The following is a 17,962-nucleotide window of genomic DNA, read 5'->3' as shown; positions in this document are numbered from 1 at the left end:
TCGATCAACTGCTTGTAACTCATGGTATCTACTCTTGTTTTTTGGCGATTACAGAGTACCACCAACAGGCAGTTGATCTCTTCTCACCGTTTAACCATGAGTGGTGCACTTATTATCTGAATTCGGGTCTATTTTTGGTTAGCAAAAAAAGAACGTTATCTATCTAATTTTAATCAAAGTATACTGCTTATTTTTTATTTTATTTATCAAATTGTTCGTAATTATCTGAATTTTAGATATTCGCTTGGTAAACTTCTTTTGGCTAGAAATTAGTTAATGACTCTGCTACAAATAATATATTCAGTAATCGCGCCAAGCTAACAATCATTCAAACTTCAGTGTTAAAAAATAAAAAGGTTAGGTTATGGAAAACGATAATAAAATAGAGCAATTCGCTCAGGATTTAATTGGAATCAAGCGTCAAATCAAGGCTCTACTTTATCAAGAGAAATTACTTAAAGATCAAATTAAACCCCTTTTACAAGAACATGGTGCAGTAAATTTTGATTATGGAAAGGTGTACTATGGTGAGTCAAAAGGTTCTTCAACATTTAGTCGAACAGAAGTATTGTCATATATTCGTGATAACTACGGTGATGCTTTAGCTGATCAAATTGATGAAGATTGCACTAAGGTTGGAGAACCTAGGCAAGTTGTGTACATAAAGCTTATTGATCCATAACAAACTAGCGTTCTATAGGCAATAGCTCCTGGCAAGATGAACCCTAATATAGAGCTGTGAGTGAACGACTATTTAAATTAAACTCAAGCCATGAGCTCACGTGGTTAAAGCGAGCTCATTCCTAAAATAACTCTACAAACCAAGTAAAATCTTATCTAAGTTTTGTTTTGATTTAGCAACGCTTTGTAGTGGGGTTAACCCGTTTGGGTATTCTTCTTGCTCAAGCACTAACCACTTGGTGTTGCCGTGCGACTCTAAAGTATCGATGATGGCAGGCCAATCAATGTTGTTTTCGCCGATAATAGGGCTCATGTTGCTACCCTGAATCGTACGTACTTTAATGTGTGTAGCAAGCGTGCGGTTAGGGTACTTTTTAATAAAGTAGATTGGATCTTTAGCAGCGTAATTGACCCAGCCAATATCTAACTGCAATGGCATGGTCTTGGGGGTATTAGTGGCAATGTAATCCCAAAACGTTGCATTATTAAAAGCATTAAACTCTTTATTATGATTGTGAAAACCGATCTTCATATCAAAGCGGGTTGCATAATCACTGACTTTAGTAAGCTCTTTAACCAGAGATTTAACTCCCTCAGGGTGCCATGCTCTTTCATCCCAAGGTACATAAAGTGTAGTAACGCCAAGGGTCTTGTAAAACAGCAGGGTGCTATCAATAGTGTTTTCACTGAGTGCATCAAAGCCGATATGGGCACTACTGGCAACTAAGCCTAATTCACTGAGCTTTGCTTTTAAGGCTGCTGGGTTATGTGAGTATGGGCCAAAGTCTCCGGCAAACTCCACGCCGTCAAACCCCATTTCGGCAAGAGACTTAAGCGTACCATGAAAGTCATTTTTTAAGGTGTCTTTGACTGACCATAGCTGCACACTCACTGGCAGTTTTGCGAATAATTGACCACTAAATACAAGGCTAATAATGAGCAATAAAATGCGGGTTTTAAACATACTTCAATCCTAAAAAAAGCAGGGGGCTGACCCCCTGCACGGTGTTACAAATAACACAAGGGGGAAAGTTAATCGATATAGGCGTACTCGCTTAAACCAAGCTCAGCTAAAACCTGATCTAAATGGGCTTTTGCTTCATCAGAAGGGCCAGGGTAATCGCCTGCAATAGGCACATTACCAAGGTAACCTATGTCTTTACAGCCTTCAGGTGTACAGAAAAAGGCAGCAAGCACTAACTCTTTAAAGCGTAAAAAAGCTTTACCAATACGCTGAAATTGTAGAGGTGTTTGCTCGTTTAAAAACGTAATATCATCTAAAATCGCGCGGTGTTGCTTTTCGTTAAGTGCAACAAATTGCTTTTTAAAACGAAGCTGTGCTTCATCGTTAAGCCACGCTAATGAATTTAAAATTTTAATTCTATCGCGTTGTTGACCTTCATAAGGCGCGCTCACCCACTCATTAATAACAGCCGGTACTTGTAGCTCACTGGCTGAAGGAATAGCACCTTCGCGCGGCACAATGTAATCAGCTAAAACCGCTACTAACGTGAGTTCGTCTGCTGTTAAGGTCAGTGGCCAAGGTGATTCTGGTGGCATAACCAAATTAGGATCTTGACCATAGCCTTTAGCGGTTACAGGCTTGATATCTAAATCAGGCCAATGCTCTTTTGCAGAGACAGCAACGTCATCTTCAAGTGCTTTTGTGCAACCTGCAGTTAAACTAACCGCAGAGCCAGCAGCCAATAACCCAAGCCATTTTAAAGACTCACGGCGGCTCATATTAGAAACATAGTTATATGTGTCGTGTTCGTTACGATGATGCATTATTAAAGTACCCCGTTATCAATTTGTTGAGCAAGCCAAGTTGAATTACGCATTGCCAGCGTCATGATGGTGAGCGTACAGTTTTTATGAGGGTTAGAAGCAAATACACCTGCATCCATTACAAATAGGTTATTACAATCCCATGTTTGCCCCCATTGATTGGTGACCGAGTCTTTCTTTGAGCTACCCATGCGTGTGGTGCCCACTTCGTGAATGATTTCGCCACCTTTTGAAATTGCTTTTTCAGCAGGCGGGAGTTCACCCACGGTTGCGCCCATATTTTCTAAGATTTGCTTAGCGGTTTTTAAACCATGCTCAATTTGCTTTAATTCTCTGTCAGACCACTTAAAGTGGAACTTTGATACCGGAATGCCCCATTTATCTTTAACGTTTTCGTCAATTTCCATGTAGGTATCTTTGTTCGGTAACATCTCGCCACGCAGAGCAAAACCAACGTAAGAGCCATATGCATCACGAATTTGCTGTTTAAGAGCTGGGCCATAGCCTTGTTTATCACCTGACACACCCGAACCCGGCTGGCCAAAGCCACTGCCAATTTCAAAGTGATAACCACGTGGGAAATCTAATTCATTGTTAGCTTGTGCTTGATGACCCCACCAAGGAATAAATAAGTGATTAGCGGTATGTCCATCTTCGTTATAACGTGGGCGACCTTTAAGTGCCGGAATTTGCGCACCTAACCATGCACCCGTCGAATCCATTAAGTTTCGACCTACTTGGCCACTTGAGTTAGCAAGGCCTTTAGGGTGCTTTTTATTCTTTGAATTTAATAAAATACGCGCTGATTCACAGGCGCTGGCGGCTAAGATAACCACATCGGCATCAATAGCATGTTCGGTTACAATGTGTTTATCAACATAGGTGACGCCAGTGACTTTACCTTGCTCATCAACTTTGACTGATTTAACCATGGCATCGGTAATGACTTTTAAGTTACCAGTGGCTTTTGCCATAGGTAATAGCGATGTCGTAGTTTGAAAAGCAGCACCAATTGAACAACCAGAGCCACAAGGTGTTGCATAAAAACACGCCATGCGATCATCTTTAGGGCGAGTTAATACCGCGCGATGCATAGGCACTGCTTGAATGCCCATTTTCTTTGCCGAAGCGGCAATTAAAAGCTCAGGAACACGCGGCTTTGGTGGCGGCTGTAAAATACCCGGTGACGAATCTGGCATATCTTCATGGCCTGTATTGGTGCCACATACACCCACAAGTTCTTCAGTTTTATCGTACCAAGGTGCTAAATCAGCGTACTCAAATGGCCAGTCGGCACCGTGACCATCTCGGCTTTTGCCTTTAAAATCGTGCTCACTAAAGCGTAATGAATAGCGGCCCCAGTGATTTGTTCGACCACCTAACATACGTGCGCGCCACCAATAAAAGTCGCTTCCTTTGGCGCTGGTGTATGGCTCATCAGGCACTTGCCAGCCGCCATCAACGGTTGCATCGTAAAAGCCAAAGTTTTTGTCTTTGTTACCAGCCCCCATAAGTGGAGCCTCACTGTTACGACGAAACATCGGGCTTTCTGTTTTCGGGTCATAATTACGGCCCGCTTCAAGTAATAACACTTTGTGGCCAAGTTTGGTTAGCGTATAAGCGGCCATTGCACCGCCAGCACCTGAGCCAACAACTAATACCTTATGTTTAAAATCAGACATCTTATAGCTCCTTGATTTTTATATTTTTAAACCACACTTTGTCACCATGGTCTTGAAGCCCGATATGACCTTGTTCAGCCTTTGCAAAGTTTTTCCAGGTTGCAAACTTACTGCCTTTAACAAGGGTATTCCATGTTGTACTGCCAATCACAATGCTGGTGGTGCTAATACCGTTTTGCCAAACTTGTAAGTGGTTGTCTTGCATTTTAATGCGTACATGGTTCCAGCTATTTGCTGGTTTGTGAGCCGCAACTGGGGCTGCAAATAAATCGTAAATTGACCCTGCTAAGTGCGAGTCAATTTCGGTATCTGGGTGTTCTTCGTTATCGATAATTTGAATTTCAGGCGCATGAGAGTAAATCATCTGTCCGGTTTCATCTGCTAATACAAAAATACCGCTATTGCCTTTGGTAGAGATTTTCCAATCGATCTGTAATTCAAAGTTTTGGTACTGCTTTTTAGTAAGCAGGTCGCCACCACCTTTGGTTAATGTCATAGCGCCATCTTCAACGACCCATGCAGGATTTAAAGATTCGCTTTTAAAATTACGCCATTGCGACATATCTTTGCCGTCAAACAACAACTGCCAGCCAGCTTGCTTTTCTTGTTGTGTAAGCTGATTGTCAGCCGCATTAGCGAGTGCACAGCTACTAACGGTGAGCATTAAAGTCAGTGCTTTAAGAGATTTAAACATTGTGTGTTCCTCGACGATTTACTTGCTTAAGACGCACATTTTTCGGTGCGTTTGTTGTTATTAATTACCAAATGCAACCCAATGAATGCGACGATTAAAATAATTGGGAAGATCAGTAGGTTTTGTAATACAGCCTGTCCGGCTAAAATTTCAATTTGTTCAGCGCTTGCGCCACTTGCCTGTGCCGATGAGCGTGCCGTATCTATCCAGCTACCAATTACAGGGTTCCAGATGCTCATAGCAAACATGCCTGCACCGCCCATTAACGACATACCCAGCGCCCCTGACTTTGGAATGTATTCAGCAACGCAGCCAAGCATGGTCGGCCAAAAGTAGGTAACCCCAAGAGCAAATAATATCGCTGCTAAATAAATCATGCTGCCCTCGGCTTGGCTCATCATAAAGATACCTAAGCTTGCACAAATGGCAGAGCCAAGTAATACACCGGTAGGGTTGAGCTTATGCACTATAGGGCCTGCAAAGAAGCGACCAACCGCCATTAGGCCAGTGATCAAGGCTAATACCACCATAGGAGAGGCACCCGATGAACCTAAAATACGCTCAATCCATTGTTGTGTGCCAAATTCAGTGGTTGCGGTAAACGTCATACAAGCAATTAAAAAGATGTATAACGGCGTAAATAAGTGGCGAATATTGCTGCTGGTAGAGTGAGAGCGTGTATCAAAGCGTGGGAATTGTGCTTTGATCAGCATAGCGCCATAGATAACCGTAGGAACTAAAATTAACGCTACTTGCCATTGCCAGTTTAAACCCGCTCCCGACATAAAGTTCGACGCAAGTGCGCCAATCACAATGCCACCTGGGAACCAAACATGAAAACGGTTTAGCATAGTGGTGGTGTTTTTAGGGTACATTTCTGCAATCAGCGGGTTACAGCCAGCTTCAACAGCGCCGTTGGCAAAACCAATTAAAAAGGTAGAAATCAGTAAGCCCCAAAAACCATCAGCTGTTATGGTCAAAACAAGGCCAAGTAAATGACAGATAAACGCTAACGCCACTAATTTCTTCGCGCCAATGGCATTATAAATAATACCGCCGACCATAGTCGCGACCGGAAAGCCTAAAAATGCCATAGCATTAACCCAACCTAATTCGGTGTCGGTGAGGCCAAATTCACTGCCAAGTTGCCCTAAAATACCAGCACGTATGGCAAAGGTCATAGAGGTCACAATCAGTGCTATACAGCAAAGCCGAAAGACAATGCGGTTATAATTATTGTTGTCCATATTGTGTGTCCTGTGTTCTATTGTTGTCGGTTTTATAAACCTAAAATTCGATTATTCCGCTCAGTGTTTGTTGCGCCACTGGCAAAATCGTCAAAGGCTTTGTCTGTTGGGTTTATTAAATGTGCTTTAATAAACTCAACGCCTTCTCTTGCCCCATCTTCTGGGTGCTTTAAGCAGCATTCCCATTCAAGTACAGCCCAACCATCAAAACCATATTGAGTTAACTTGCTGAAGATTTGCTTAAAATCTACTTGGCCATCACCTAAAGAACGAAAACGCCCCGGGCGGTCTTGCCAGTTTTGAAATCCGCCATAAACACCTGAGCGGCCATTTGCGATAAATTCGGCATCTTTGACATGAAACGCCTTAATGCGCGAATGATAAATATCGATAAACGCTAAATAGTCGAGCTGTTGCAATACAAAATGGCTCGGATCATAAAGAATATTAACGCGTGGGTGATTATTGGTTGCTGCTAAAAAGCGCTCAAATGTCACACCATCATGTAGGTCTTCACCCGGATGCAATTCATAACACACATCCACGCCATGCTCGTCAAAGCAATCTAAAATAGGTAACCAACGCTTAGCAAGTTCACTAAAACCTTGTTCAACAAGTCCTTGTGGACGCTGTGGCCACGGGTAAAAGGTATGCCATAAAAAAGAACCCGAGAATGTCGCATGGGTTGTTAAGCCAAGGTTTTTACTTGCTTTAGCAGCCATCATCAGTTGCTCTGTTGCCCACTTTGTTCGCGCTGCAGGGTTACCTTTTACATGCTCTGCGGCAAAGTTATCGAACATTTCATCGTAGGCAGGGTGCACAGCAATTAACTGGCCTTGCAAATGTGTTGATAACTCTGAAATTGTAAGTCCATACTCTGTGGCAATACCAGTGACTTCATCGCAGTAATGCTGGCTTTGAGCTGCTTTTTCTAAATCAAAAATAGTCGGATTTGAGGTTGGCACTTGAATCGCTTTGTAACCTAAACCGCTTGCCCACTCACATAAACCACGAAAACTATTGAAAGGGGCTTGATCTGAAATAAACTGCGCCAAAAATATTGCTGGCCCTTTTATTTTGTTCATTCTTTTTTATCCAATCTGTAATTTGTGCCATTTAGTATCTTGCTTCGATGAAGCAACAACATGCTCAATAAACGCCATACCACGCACAGCCTCATTGATGCCTGGCACATCAAATGCTGAATTTGTTGCGTTGTCGCCTTGCTTAAATGCATGAATTTGTGCTGCAAAATTGCGGTAAATATTGGCAAAGGCTTCAAGGTAGCCCTCTGGGTGACCGGCAGGAGCGCGCAGGGCATTTTGCGTGTCAGGGTGTAATTCACCCACGCCAGCTCTAAGTAATGTTGCGGCTTGATTGTGGCCTCGTAGCCATAAGCTATTAGGCTCAAGTTGTGACCACTCAAGACTGGCTTTATCGCCATAAATACGCAGACGTAAGTTGTTTTCATCGCCAATAGCAATTTGGCTTGCCAGTAAAACGCCTTTACAACCATTATTGAATCTAAGAAGCACTGTGCCATCATCATCAAGGGCTCGGCCTTCAACCACATGATTTAAATCGGCGCAAAGCTCGGTGATTTCGAGATCAGAAACATACTCGGCTAAGTTAGCTGCATGCACGCCAATGTCGCCCATACAACAACTAATGCCAGATTTACTGGTGTCTAAACGCCAGCTCGCTTGTTTTGAACCTTCGTCTTCGCTGTGTGCTAACCAGCCTTGAGTGTACTCAACAATGACTTTTCGTATGCTGCCGAGCTCGCCTGCTTTTACGCGATGCTTGGCTTCTTTGACCATAGGGTAACCGGTGTAAGTGTGGGTTAAGCCATATAAAACCTGCTGTTTTGCAATAATACTTTGTAATTGCTCTGCTTCTGCGAGAGTAAGCGTTGCAGGTTTATCTGAGAGCACATGAAAACCATGTTCAATCGCCATTTTCGCGACCGGAAAATGTAAGTGGTTTGGCGTAACAATAGCCACAAAATCAATACGCTCATCAGCGGGTAATTTTGCTTCTTCGGCAAATAGTGTCTGGTAACTATCGTAGCAGCGGCTGCTATCAAGCCCGAGTAATTCACCGGTTGCTTTACATTTGTTTGCGTCTGAACTGAATGCGCCTGCAACAAGCTCTATCATTCCGTCTAATCGCGCTGCAATTCGATGAATAGCGCCAATGAAGGCACCATCGCCACCGCCTACCATTGCCATGCGGATCTTAGCTTTGCTCATCTTAAGCGCTCCTAATTTAAATAGCGTTTGCTACTGTTAATATCATGTTATTGATAATAGGAAAGCTTAGCCAATAAGCGCTAATAAAAATTCGGTTGACAATGCAACAAAATCGGCGTTTAAAATATATAGGACTGTTCTTTGTTGAGACAAAATTAAGCGATGGATATTCAAGAAATAATAAAAAAAGCTGGCGTAAATCAGCTAATTGCTGCATTTGATTTACTGCCAGATATCCTCTTTTGGGTAAAAGACACAGATAGTAGAATCTTGCATTGTAATCAGCATTTTATTGAGCATCAGGGTTATAAAACACTGGAGCAAATATTGCTAAAAACAGACTTTGATTTTTCGCCAAAGCACCTTGCGTTTCAGTACGTCAACGACGATAAACGGGTGATGGAAGGCTACATAGTGACTGACCGTTTAGAGCTTAACCAAACCCAACAAGGTGAGCTTGGTTGGTTTTCTACATCAAAGCATGCTTTAAAAGATCATGATGGCAATGTGATTGGTACTTACGGAGTGACCCGACATCTACAAAAAACCTCAAAAGCGCTTTCTCATGTAAGGGCAATTGAAGAGCCGGTAAAATTTATTCGCGAGCATTATCATCGTCAGATCAGCATTGATGAATTAGCAGAGCTTGCACACTTGTCGGTAAGTGCTTTAGAGCGCCGCTTTAAAAAGCACTTAGCGAAAACACCTAATCAATTTATTAACGAAGTGCGTCTTGAAAATGCCCGTAAGCTGCTAATTGAAACGCAACTGCCCATTTCACAAGTGGCCTACCAGTGTGGGTTTTCTGAGCCAAGTTACTTCAGCAAACAATTTCGGCGTCTGTTTGGTGAAATTCCCTCACAAATGCGCTCGCAATTAGGCGATTAAATTGCCTCTCTCGCCATTAAAATAGCCCCTTGCTCTGCACTGGCAAGGGCGGGGGTTAGATGCGCTTTACTGGCATCAGTTAAGTAAGGCGTGATGGCACTGGCAATGCCGCCCATCAAGGTGACTTTTTCAATACCTTGTTTTTCAAAGTAAGCGATATAGCGGGTAATGTATGCGCACGCTTCATTGATTAATTGCTGACAAAAAGCATCGTCAGAATGGCTAAAAACGAGCGGCGCAAATTTGGCAAGCTCTGCAGGGCGCGCTGATATTAAACACTGACTTAACGCTTGGCTTGAGTTGCAGTTAAGCTGAGTGAGTAGGGTATCTATTGCGGCAGAACTTTGCGCAACACCATCAAGTACTGCAAATGCTTTACGGCAAAGTTGTAAGCCTAACCAACCCCCACTGGCACCATCGCTCAGTAATAAACCATAGCCACCTAATTCGCTAAATTGGTTTTGCTGCTGGTAACCCGCACAAAAGCCCGTGCCCAGAATAATCACTGCGCCATCATGGTGTTGATGCGCGCCTTTACAGGCAATCAGCATATCTGTTGACAGGGTAAACTTGGCAAAAGGGTGCTGCCACTTGGTCATAGCTTGGTAAGCTGAGTCGATATTAGCTCCGGCAAGTCCGGCATGCACATAAGTGTTTTTCAGCTCGCTTAAGGCAAGCCCAGCCTCAAGAAATGCAAGTTCAGTAGCGTGAAGTATTGACTCTTGGCTTTGTTGACAGCTGGTGGCCACATTTGCTGAACCACTTATGGCTTCACTCAGCAATGAGCCGTTTTCGTTTTCTAAACGAACTTTACACTTACTGCCACCGCCATCAATACCTAAAAAATACGTTGCCATGCTTAATCCTTTGAAAGTAGCTTATTGATAGCCTCAGCATTAATTGCACCATTTTCGTTATGCACGCATGAGTGTACATACACAGCCGCCTTTGCTGAATGGTTTTTTATTAATTGCCAAAGTGTTGCCGCGTTTTCTAAAGTAACGCCACCCCCCATAACAATTTCTATCTGATTAGCGCTGTGTGCTAAGTATGTGTTGAGCTGATTTAGACCATCAAATGCAGTTTGATCGCTTTGCCATGGCGTGCCCGCTGTTAAGATGCGGTCAACCTTTAAGCTAATCAGTTTCTCAAGTGCGCTTAACGGGTTTGTAAGGGTATCGAATGCACGGTGAAAAGTCACCATCAGGCCATGCTGTTTGGCGGTGGTAACTAAAGAGCGGGTCACCTCTAAATCAAGTTCGCCGTGTTTTACTGCACCAAATACCACGCCATGCGCTCCTGCATTAGCGGCCATTGTTATTTGTTTTTGCATAACTTGGTGACACTCAGCACTAACGAAAAAGTTGTTTGCTTTGGGGCGTATCATCACCACTAACTCTGCGTTATTGGTTAGGCTTTTTACAGCACAATCAATCGCATTAACACTTGGTGTTAAGCCACCCTTGTGTAAATTACTGCATAGCTCAAAGCGTTTTGCACCTAAGTTACTAGCCATTGAAATGTTGTTAACAAGCTGCTTTAAGCACCCTTCGTTGAGGCATACTTCAAGAAATTTACCATTGTTCATGGACGTGTTTTTACCATATCTATTACACCTACTCATTAGTTAATTAATTTAACGTAAACTTAAAATTGTAATGAAAAATAATTTGGTGTTTACTATCAATTAGTTACTATTTTAACTAAGTCTGTGTTGATGAGTGAACTAGCTTTGCAACGACAGGCCTAACTATAAAGCAGAAATTATAAAAATGAATATAAAATATTCCAAACGCCGATTTTGTCATATCTCTCACCGAATTTTTATTATCACTTTTTGACCGCTCACCCTATTCTGAGTTTGAGTTTAACAAGCTGTTAACTACCGATAATCAGTTTAAAAACCGACAACAATAAGATGTTTTATGAGATGTATAGACCTCATAAAGCTTGCAGAACACACAACTGGAGATAGGCATGGGCAAGCAAACTGTAATAAAAACAAAAGGGCAAGGAAGGCATTTTAAGCGAAATGCAATTTTGATTTCGCTACTGGCGGCAATCAATACAAGTTACGCAGCAGAGCAAGTAAATGAAGATGTAGAAGTGATTGAAGTACGAGGTATTCGTTCTTCAACTGCAGAAAACTTAGCAATAAAACGGCTTTCAACAGCTACCGTTGATGCAATTACCGCAGAGGATATTGGTAAGTTTCCTGATAAAAATGTCGCTGATTCTTTGCAACGTGTATCGGGCGTTTTGATTGACCGCGATGGTGGCGAAGGTAGCCGCGTGAGTATTCGTGGTACGTCACCGGATTGGACTCTCACCCAATTAAACGGTAACTATATTGCTTCATCAGGTTCTGGTACTCCTACCCGTAGTTTTAATTACACGTTATTGCCTTCAAGCATGATCAAAAGTGTAGAAGTGTACAAAAGTGCAGAAGCACGCATCGATGAAGGCGGCATTGGTGGTACGGTTATTTTACACACCCGTAAACCGCTTGAGATGGAAGCAAACTCAGGGGCGTTAAGTGCCGAGATGACTTACGATGATGTGTCTGAAGACACTAAGCCGCAAGTTAACGTGCTGTATTCATGGAAAAATGACGACGAAAACTTTGGTGTATTGGCCGGTTTTACTCGTCAAGATCGCACCGTAACAACTATCACTAACAACGCATCACACTGGCGTTTTCACTCAGATACCGTTGAAGGCGCAGAGCGTCCAGCGCTGGTAGACCAAGCCACTGGCGAAGTGTACAACAATGTATGGGCACCTCGTGCGATGAGTGTTAATAACTCAAACCAAGACCGCACACGCGATGGTTATCAAGTCGCTGTGCAGTGGGCACCGAGTGACAGACTTGATTTAAACTTTAACTATTTTGGTGCCAAGTTAGGCTACGACCAAACAGGGCAAAGCATTACTTTTGCAGAATGGAATGATAACCACAATCCGTATTACGGCATTGTGCTTGATGGCGATACCGTGGTTGCCTACGGTAATGGCGATAATGGGTTACTTAATGATAATAACTGGGGTGATGCCGATGTAAATGGTGGTGTGGCTGTTCGCCGTGGCTTGTTATCACCGCAGTTAACAGGGCGCGAGCGTTTTGGCGAGTCAAAATCAAACACCTATGATTTTGAAGGTACTTATTATGGCGATACTTACAGCATTACAGTAAAACTGGGTCATACTGAAGCTGAAGGCGGCACCTCAAAAGAAACCTACGCCAATATTGATGCGCGTTTAGGCTCAGTAAACAGCTGGTTATGGTCAATTGAAAACGGTAAACCAAGCTACGAAGTGTCGACTGATTTAGCCACCGATAAAGAAGCATACCAGTATTATGATTGGTTTGACTCTTACTCATCTGAAAATGAAGACTCAGAAGATTACTTTCAAACAGATGTAAAATTTGACCTTGATGGCAGTTTTTTCACTCGTGTTTATGTGGGTGGTAAATACCGCGACCACGAGATTAAAGGCATTCGTAACGACTTTCGTTGGGATGACGGCATCTCTGATAACGGCGGTTACCGCGGTTACTTGCCAGGCACTGAGTGGTTCCATAATCCAGATTTTCACCCAGATGCGCCAACATTGGTAAGCGACCATGTGGTTGATAACAGTGCAGGTGATACTGGCGCATTTAACTTTTTAGCGTTTGATTTTAGAGCGCTGGATGATTACTTAAAAGAAAACTTTAGCCAGACAGTGGTGCCAACGCTTTCGGGTACTTATGCTTTAGAAGAAAAAATTTGGTCTGTTTATACACAAGCTGATTTTGAGTGGCAAGATTTCCGCGGTAATGTTGGTGTGCGCTATGTTAATACTGAACTAAGCACCTTGACCTACGATGATGTTATAGGTCAAGACGATGACGACACGGATCCAAACGAGCGTAGTAGCGATGGCAGTGAAGTACTACCAAGCTTTAACCTTGCATGGGATGCAACCGAAGATCTTGTGGTGCGCTTTGCCGCAGCACGCACCATGGCAAGAGTGAGCTATTCAGACTTAAGCCAAGCAGAGTCTTACGGTCCTCCAGTTAATATTAACTCGCCAGATTCATGGACAGGCCGTGGTAATGGTACCTCGGTAAACACAGGCCTTGAACCTATGTTATCTGACCAATTTGATTTAGGTATTGAATGGTATTACGGCGATGGTTCTGCACTAGGTGCCACGTTATTCTCTAAAGATATTTCTAACTTACCAATCTCGACCGTAGAAATTGTAGAGCGTGAACACGATTGTTGTAACGGCCCAATTGAGGTCGAAATGAACACCAAAGTGGGCGGGGGTGATGCAAAATCAGAAGGCTTAGAGCTGTTCTTCCAGCACTCGTTTGATAATGGTTTTGGTATTTTAACTAACTATACCTACACAGATACCAGCACCAGCGAAGTCTCGACAGACGGACAAAAAACAGAGGCCGAAATACCAGGTACCGCTAAGCACCAATATAATGTGTCGGTGTATTTTGAGAATGACGACTTTAGTGTTCGTGCGTCATATAACTGGAAAGATGACCGTGCCAACGGTATTCACCAAGGCTACAACTTGTATACCAAAGACTATGGTCAGCTAGATGTAAATGCCTCATATAACCTAACAGAGGATCTTTCGTTTACTGCGTCAGTGGTAAACCTAACTGAAGAAATAGAAGAAGGATATTGGAAACAAAGCAATCGCTTTACCTATAACCAATATTCGGGCCGCCGTTTTTACTTAGGCGCAAATTATAACTTTTAACCATAGGCATGTTGTTTGTTACAACCTAAAAAGGTACTTTTATTAAAGTACCTTTTTCTTTTTTAAGACAAAAATGATTGAATTTGTAAAAACAACGGAGCAAGACAAAGCCTATTTACTCGACTTAAGATTAAATACCATGGTTGAGCACTTAGAAAATCAGGGATTATTTTTATCACTTGAGCAACATCAAGCAAGAGTGGCAGAACACTTTGAGCACAGTCATTTAGTGTTAAATGATGGGCAATGTGTAGGCGCTGCCAAGTTCATCTTGAGTGACCAAGCAATCAGTTTATTACAGCTACAAATTGCACCTAAAGAGCAGGGCAAAGGATTAGGCACTAAGGTGTTAGATACACTAAAAGCACAAACAGCAGAGATTAATTTAACGGTGCTAAAAGCGAATCCAGCGTATGGGCTATATCAACGGGCAGGGTTTAAAACTCTAGGCGAAGACGACTATGAGTTTCATATGCAGTGGCAGAAATAAAAAAAGGGCGCTGTTAAAAAACTAAGCGCCCAATTTTGACTATTTCTTTTCTTCGTCAGGTAAGGTGACGTTTAGCTCAAGTACGGCTAAGTCATCTTCGTTTTGGTCAAACTGCACCTGAACTGCATCAGTGTTTACATTCACGTATTTACGAATAACATCAAGGATGTCTTGTTTTAGCTGTGGTAGGTAATCTGGTGTACCACGCTGTGAACGTTCGTGCGCGACAATGATCTGCAATCGCTCTTTTGCTAATGACGCACTGCTTTTCTTTTCTGAGCGGAAGTAGTCAAGTAAAGACACATTAACCTCCAAAAATCCGTTTAAATAAGCCTTTTTTCTCTACGTCTAAGAAACGAAAATCAACAGTTTCGCCTAATAAACGATTGATTGCATCTGTGTATGCTTGGCCTGCATCCGATTCACCATCAAGGATAACCGGTTGACCAGAGTTCGATGCACTAAGTACAGCTTGTGATTCAGGAATAACGCCCAGTAGTTTAATCGCTAAGATTTCTTGTACGTCTTCTACCGAAAGCATTTCGCCTTTTTCAACACGCTCAGGATTATAGCGAGTTAATAGTAGATGTTCTTTTACGCTTTCAAGGCCTTCTTCAGCACGTTTTGATTTGCTGTGTAAAATGCCAAGAATACGGTCAGAGTCACGTACTGATGATACTTCTGGGTTCGTTGTTACAATCGCTTCATCAGCGAAGTACATTGCCATCATTGCACCAGCTTCGATACCCGCTGGAGAATCACACACAATGTAATCAAAATCTTTTTTCAGCTCGTTTAGTACGCGCTCAACACCGTCACGGGTTAGGGCGTCTTTATCACGGGTTTGTGAGGCAGGTAAAATATGTAGCTTATCTACGCGCTTATCTTTAATAAGTGCTTGATTTAGGTTAGCTTCGCCATTGATTACGTTTACGAAATCATAAACAACACGGCGTTCACAACCCATGATAAGGTCAAGATTACGTAGACCAATATCAAAGTCGATAATAACGGTTTTAAAGCCTTTAAGCGCTAAACCTGTGCCAATCGCAGCACTCGATGTGGTTTTACCAACACCACCTTTACCAGAAGTAACGACAATCACTTTTGCCATGAGATTTATCCTTTAACCAAAGCTGAAATTTCTAATGAATCATTTTTTTGTTGGATTTGTACTGCGCTGCCCCAGTGTTCACCTTGTAGAGAGTCGCTGATCCAATAACTACCATTAATCGAAACAAGTTCTGCTTCTAATTTTTGGCAAAATATATTTGCTTCGTTGTAACCTTTAGCCCCTGCAATTGCACGGCCGCGAAGGGTGCCATAAATGTGCACGTTACCGTCGCTAATCACTTCGGCGCCATGACTTACAGCACCAATTACGATTAGGTCGCGGTCTTTTGCATACACTTGCTGGCCCGAACGTACAGTGCCATGAATAACTTGCGCAGGCAGGTGAACGGTTTTTTCAACGATAGATGTATTTGTTTGTTGTTTAGCGGTTGCACCCTTAACGTCTTGTGAATAATTTAACACCGACAGGCCCGCAGCTTTTGCGCTTTCGTTTTGCTCTTGAGAGCCATTACAAACCCCAACAGGGTTTAACGAAAGGCCGCTTAACATTGATTTTAAGAAAGAGAAATCAAGCGCTTCATCTTGTACGTCGCTTAAGTTGATTACGATAGGCGCACCGGCAAAGAACTTAGGTGCTTGGGCGATTTTCTCATCTAACTGCTTACTTAAAAGGACTGTATCTGCTGAAAATAAATGTAAAACAGATAACGTAAAAAGGTTCCCTTTTAATTCAAAAATTTGTTCCGACATACACGCTCAATTGAATTGTCTGGATTAGCATTATTTAAGTATAAACACAGGCTGAACAAGGGATATACATTAAAAATCTAATCTATTTTTTCTAACTTATTATATCACTCATGTTATAGTGTGCGCCTTCGTTAAGCAAGATATTATAGGGCCATAATGCTAACTGCGGTGTATAAAAGTATTAAAAAAGCGGATACATACCTTTTTGTAGAAAAAAGAGATGATTTCTCACGCGTACCTGAACCATTACTAGAAACGTTTGGTCAACCTAAGTACGTGATGATGATTAATCTAGCAAGCCGTGAAAAGTTAGGTGTGGCAGACTTAGACGCGGTTAAGCAAGCGTTAATTGACCAAGGGTTCTACTTGCAATTACCTCCGCCGGAAGAAAATTTGTTAACCCAATTTAAAAAAGACAAGGGAGTTGAGAGTGATTAAAAAACTTGCCGTCATTTTACTCAGTGCTTCACTAAGTACTTCAGTATTGGCAGAACAAAAGACACAAGCTGATTTTGACGTTTACGTTGCAGCATTAAAAAAAGAAGCACTTGAAAAAGGCTATGATGAAGCCTTAGTTGATCAAGCACTTGCAACAGCTAAATTCAAAAAGAAAGTGATCTCAGCTGATAAAAATCAGCCTGAAGTAAAAGAAACCCTCGAAACTTATTTACCAAAACGTGTGCCGCAATGGAAAATTGACCGCGCGCGTAAGCTATACAAAGAAAATCAAGAGGTTCTGGAAAAAGTCGCTAAAGAATACGGCGTTCAAGCACGCTTTATTGTTGCACTTTGGGGCCTTGAAAGTAACTTTGGTAAAATCCAAGGTGGTCACAGTGTCATTGCATCATTAGTTACACTTGCTTTTGATGGTCGCCGCGAAACCATGTACAAAAACCAACTTTGGGCAGCACTTGATATCTTAAAAGAGGGTCATATTACCCTTGATAAGTTCAAAGGCTCATGGGCTGGCGCAATGGGGCAAACGCAGTTTATGCCAACCTCATTTAACGCTTACGCTGTTGATTACAACGGTGATGGTCGCAAAGACATTTGGACTACAGAAGAAGATGCATTCGCTTCAATTGCTAACTACCTTAAGCAAGCAGGTTGGAACGATGATTTAACCTGGGGTCGCCAAGTTAAACTACCTGAAGGCTTTGATAACTCAAATATTCTTAAGCGTGGCACTAAAACGCGCAGCCAATGGTTAGAGTATTGGAAAGATTCAGAGCGCAGCCTTGCTGATTGGCAAGCAATAGGTGTTCGTAAAATGGATGGTAGCGACCTACCAAACGTTGATGTTACCGCCGCAATGGTAATGCCAGATGACGTAAACGGTCGTATGTATCTAGCCTACGATAACTACAAAGCACTTATGCACTGGAATCGCTCGTATTACTTTGCAACCAGTGTTGGTTACTTATCAGATCGCATCGGTTACCCAGCGATTAAGTAATTAGATACTAGAGCCTAGGTAACTAGGTACTAGGGGATTTGCATAAAGCGCGAGTTTATCTCGCGCTTTTTATGTTAAATATTACTACTGCAAAAGATCTCTAAGTGAATTACTCACAAAGAGGCCAAGAGACGCTGCGCTTAAGAGGAAAAATACAAAATTATTAATCTATACTTGCTAACTTTACTCCTGT

At 42.4% G+C, this 17,962-nt stretch carries 18 protein-coding genes; 6 read left to right on the top strand and 12 right to left on the bottom strand.

What is annotated here, in order from left to right; genetic code table 11:
* Positions 1-364: 364 nt before the first annotated feature.
* On the top strand, positions 365-682 hold the full coding sequence (locus L1272_RS10945) for a hypothetical protein (RefSeq protein ID WP_235373393.1): 318 nt from the start codon (positions 365-367) through the stop codon (positions 680-682).
* A 132-nt stretch (positions 683-814) separates the two neighbouring features.
* On the opposite strand, the gene L1272_RS10940 is transcribed toward L1272_RS10945, so the two are convergent.
* From L1272_RS10940 to L1272_RS10910, 7 genes are all read right to left on the bottom strand, one after another.
* Positions 815-1,645, bottom strand: a complete 831-nt coding sequence (locus tag L1272_RS10940) for a sugar phosphate isomerase/epimerase family protein (RefSeq protein ID WP_235373391.1) — start codon at positions 1,643-1,645, stop codon at positions 815-817.
* A 68-nt stretch (positions 1,646-1,713) separates the two neighbouring features.
* The gene (locus L1272_RS10935; RefSeq protein ID WP_235373389.1) at positions 1,714-2,469 is read right to left on the bottom strand and encodes a gluconate 2-dehydrogenase subunit 3 family protein; all 756 of its coding nucleotides are present in this window, start codon (positions 2,467-2,469) and stop codon (positions 1,714-1,716) included.
* Between the two features lie 2 nt (positions 2,470-2,471).
* Positions 2,472-4,151: a GMC family oxidoreductase gene (locus tag L1272_RS10930; protein ID WP_235373388.1), complete on the bottom strand. Its 1,680-nt coding sequence runs from the start codon at positions 4,149-4,151 to the stop codon at positions 2,472-2,474.
* Between the two features lies 1 nt (position 4,152).
* Entirely contained in the window at positions 4,153-4,845 is a 693-nt protein-coding gene (locus tag L1272_RS10925) for a 3-keto-disaccharide hydrolase (RefSeq protein ID WP_199528988.1), read from the bottom strand.
* 26 nt (positions 4,846-4,871) lie between these two features.
* On the bottom strand, positions 4,872-6,092 hold the full coding sequence (locus L1272_RS10920; RefSeq protein ID WP_187491022.1) for an MFS transporter: 1,221 nt from the start codon (positions 6,090-6,092) through the stop codon (positions 4,872-4,874).
* Positions 6,093-6,124: 32 nt separating this feature from the next.
* Entirely contained in the window at positions 6,125-7,177 is a 1,053-nt protein-coding gene (locus tag L1272_RS10915) for a sugar phosphate isomerase/epimerase family protein (protein ID WP_235373387.1), read from the bottom strand.
* Positions 7,178-7,183: 6 nt separating this feature from the next.
* On the bottom strand, positions 7,184-8,344 hold the full coding sequence (locus L1272_RS10910; protein WP_235373385.1) for a Gfo/Idh/MocA family protein: 1,161 nt from the start codon (positions 8,342-8,344) through the stop codon (positions 7,184-7,186).
* Positions 8,345-8,506: 162 nt separating this feature from the next.
* On the opposite strand from L1272_RS10910, the gene L1272_RS10905 reads away from it, so the two are divergent.
* Entirely contained in the window at positions 8,507-9,232 is a 726-nt protein-coding gene (locus tag L1272_RS10905; protein WP_054552042.1) for an AraC family transcriptional regulator, read from the top strand.
* Here L1272_RS10905 and L1272_RS10900 read toward each other — a convergent pair.
* Together L1272_RS10900 and L1272_RS10895 are read right to left on the bottom strand one after the other, a co-directional pair.
* On the bottom strand, positions 9,229-10,089 hold the full coding sequence (locus tag L1272_RS10900) for a BadF/BadG/BcrA/BcrD ATPase family protein (RefSeq protein WP_235373384.1): 861 nt from the start codon (positions 10,087-10,089) through the stop codon (positions 9,229-9,231). The two genes, L1272_RS10905 and L1272_RS10900, sit on opposite strands and share 4 nt — an antisense overlap.
* A 2-nt stretch (positions 10,090-10,091) precedes the next feature.
* Entirely contained in the window at positions 10,092-10,820 is a 729-nt protein-coding gene (locus L1272_RS10895; RefSeq protein ID WP_235373383.1) for a copper homeostasis protein CutC, read from the bottom strand.
* Between the two features lie 389 nt (positions 10,821-11,209).
* Here L1272_RS10895 and L1272_RS10890 point away from each other — a divergent pair, with 389 nt between their 5' ends.
* Together L1272_RS10890 and L1272_RS10885 are read left to right on the top strand one after the other, a co-directional pair.
* Positions 11,210-13,999 carry a TonB-dependent receptor gene (locus L1272_RS10890; protein ID WP_235373381.1) on the top strand — a complete coding sequence of 930 codons (2,790 nt, stop codon included), beginning with the start codon at positions 11,210-11,212 and terminating at the stop codon, positions 13,997-13,999.
* A gap of 73 nt (positions 14,000-14,072) precedes the next feature.
* Positions 14,073-14,489 carry a GNAT family N-acetyltransferase gene (locus tag L1272_RS10885; protein WP_235373379.1) on the top strand — a complete coding sequence of 139 codons (417 nt, stop codon included), beginning with the start codon at positions 14,073-14,075 and terminating at the stop codon, positions 14,487-14,489.
* A 39-nt stretch (positions 14,490-14,528) separates the two neighbouring features.
* On the opposite strand, the gene minE is transcribed toward L1272_RS10885, so the two are convergent.
* Genes minE through minC form a run of 3 tightly spaced genes read right to left on the bottom strand, consistent with a single transcriptional unit; the run spans position 14,529 to position 16,313 of the window.
* Positions 14,529-14,792 carry a cell division topological specificity factor MinE gene (gene minE / locus L1272_RS10880; protein ID WP_054552047.1) on the bottom strand — a complete coding sequence of 88 codons (264 nt, stop codon included), beginning with the start codon at positions 14,790-14,792 and terminating at the stop codon, positions 14,529-14,531.
* 1 nt (position 14,793) lies between these two features.
* Positions 14,794-15,603: a septum site-determining protein MinD gene (minD, locus tag L1272_RS10875; protein WP_054552048.1), complete on the bottom strand. Its 810-nt coding sequence runs from the start codon at positions 15,601-15,603 to the stop codon at positions 14,794-14,796.
* A gap of 5 nt (positions 15,604-15,608) precedes the next feature.
* Positions 15,609-16,313 (bottom strand): septum site-determining protein MinC, encoded by a 705-nt coding sequence (minC, locus tag L1272_RS10870; protein WP_235373377.1) that lies wholly within the window; start codon positions 16,311-16,313, stop codon positions 15,609-15,611.
* 156 nt (positions 16,314-16,469) lie between these two features.
* Here minC and L1272_RS10865 point away from each other — a divergent pair, with 156 nt between their 5' ends.
* Positions 16,470-16,751, top strand: a complete 282-nt coding sequence (locus tag L1272_RS10865) for a YcgL domain-containing protein (RefSeq protein ID WP_054552050.1) — start codon at positions 16,470-16,472, stop codon at positions 16,749-16,751.
* Complete coding sequence (locus L1272_RS10860; protein ID WP_130167596.1) at positions 16,744-17,769, top strand: lytic murein transglycosylase; 1,026 nt, start codon at positions 16,744-16,746, stop codon at positions 17,767-17,769. The genes L1272_RS10865 and L1272_RS10860 overlap by 8 nt, the downstream gene beginning before the upstream one ends.
* Positions 17,770-17,962 lie beyond the last annotated feature (193 nt).

It is taken from the genome of Pseudoalteromonas sp. PAST1, from assembly GCF_021532515.1.
Taxonomy (GTDB): Bacteria; Pseudomonadota; Gammaproteobacteria; order Enterobacterales; family Alteromonadaceae; genus Pseudoalteromonas; species Pseudoalteromonas simplex.
Note: the sequence above shows the minus strand (reverse complement) of the source record. Positions and strands in the feature narration are given on the sequence as shown.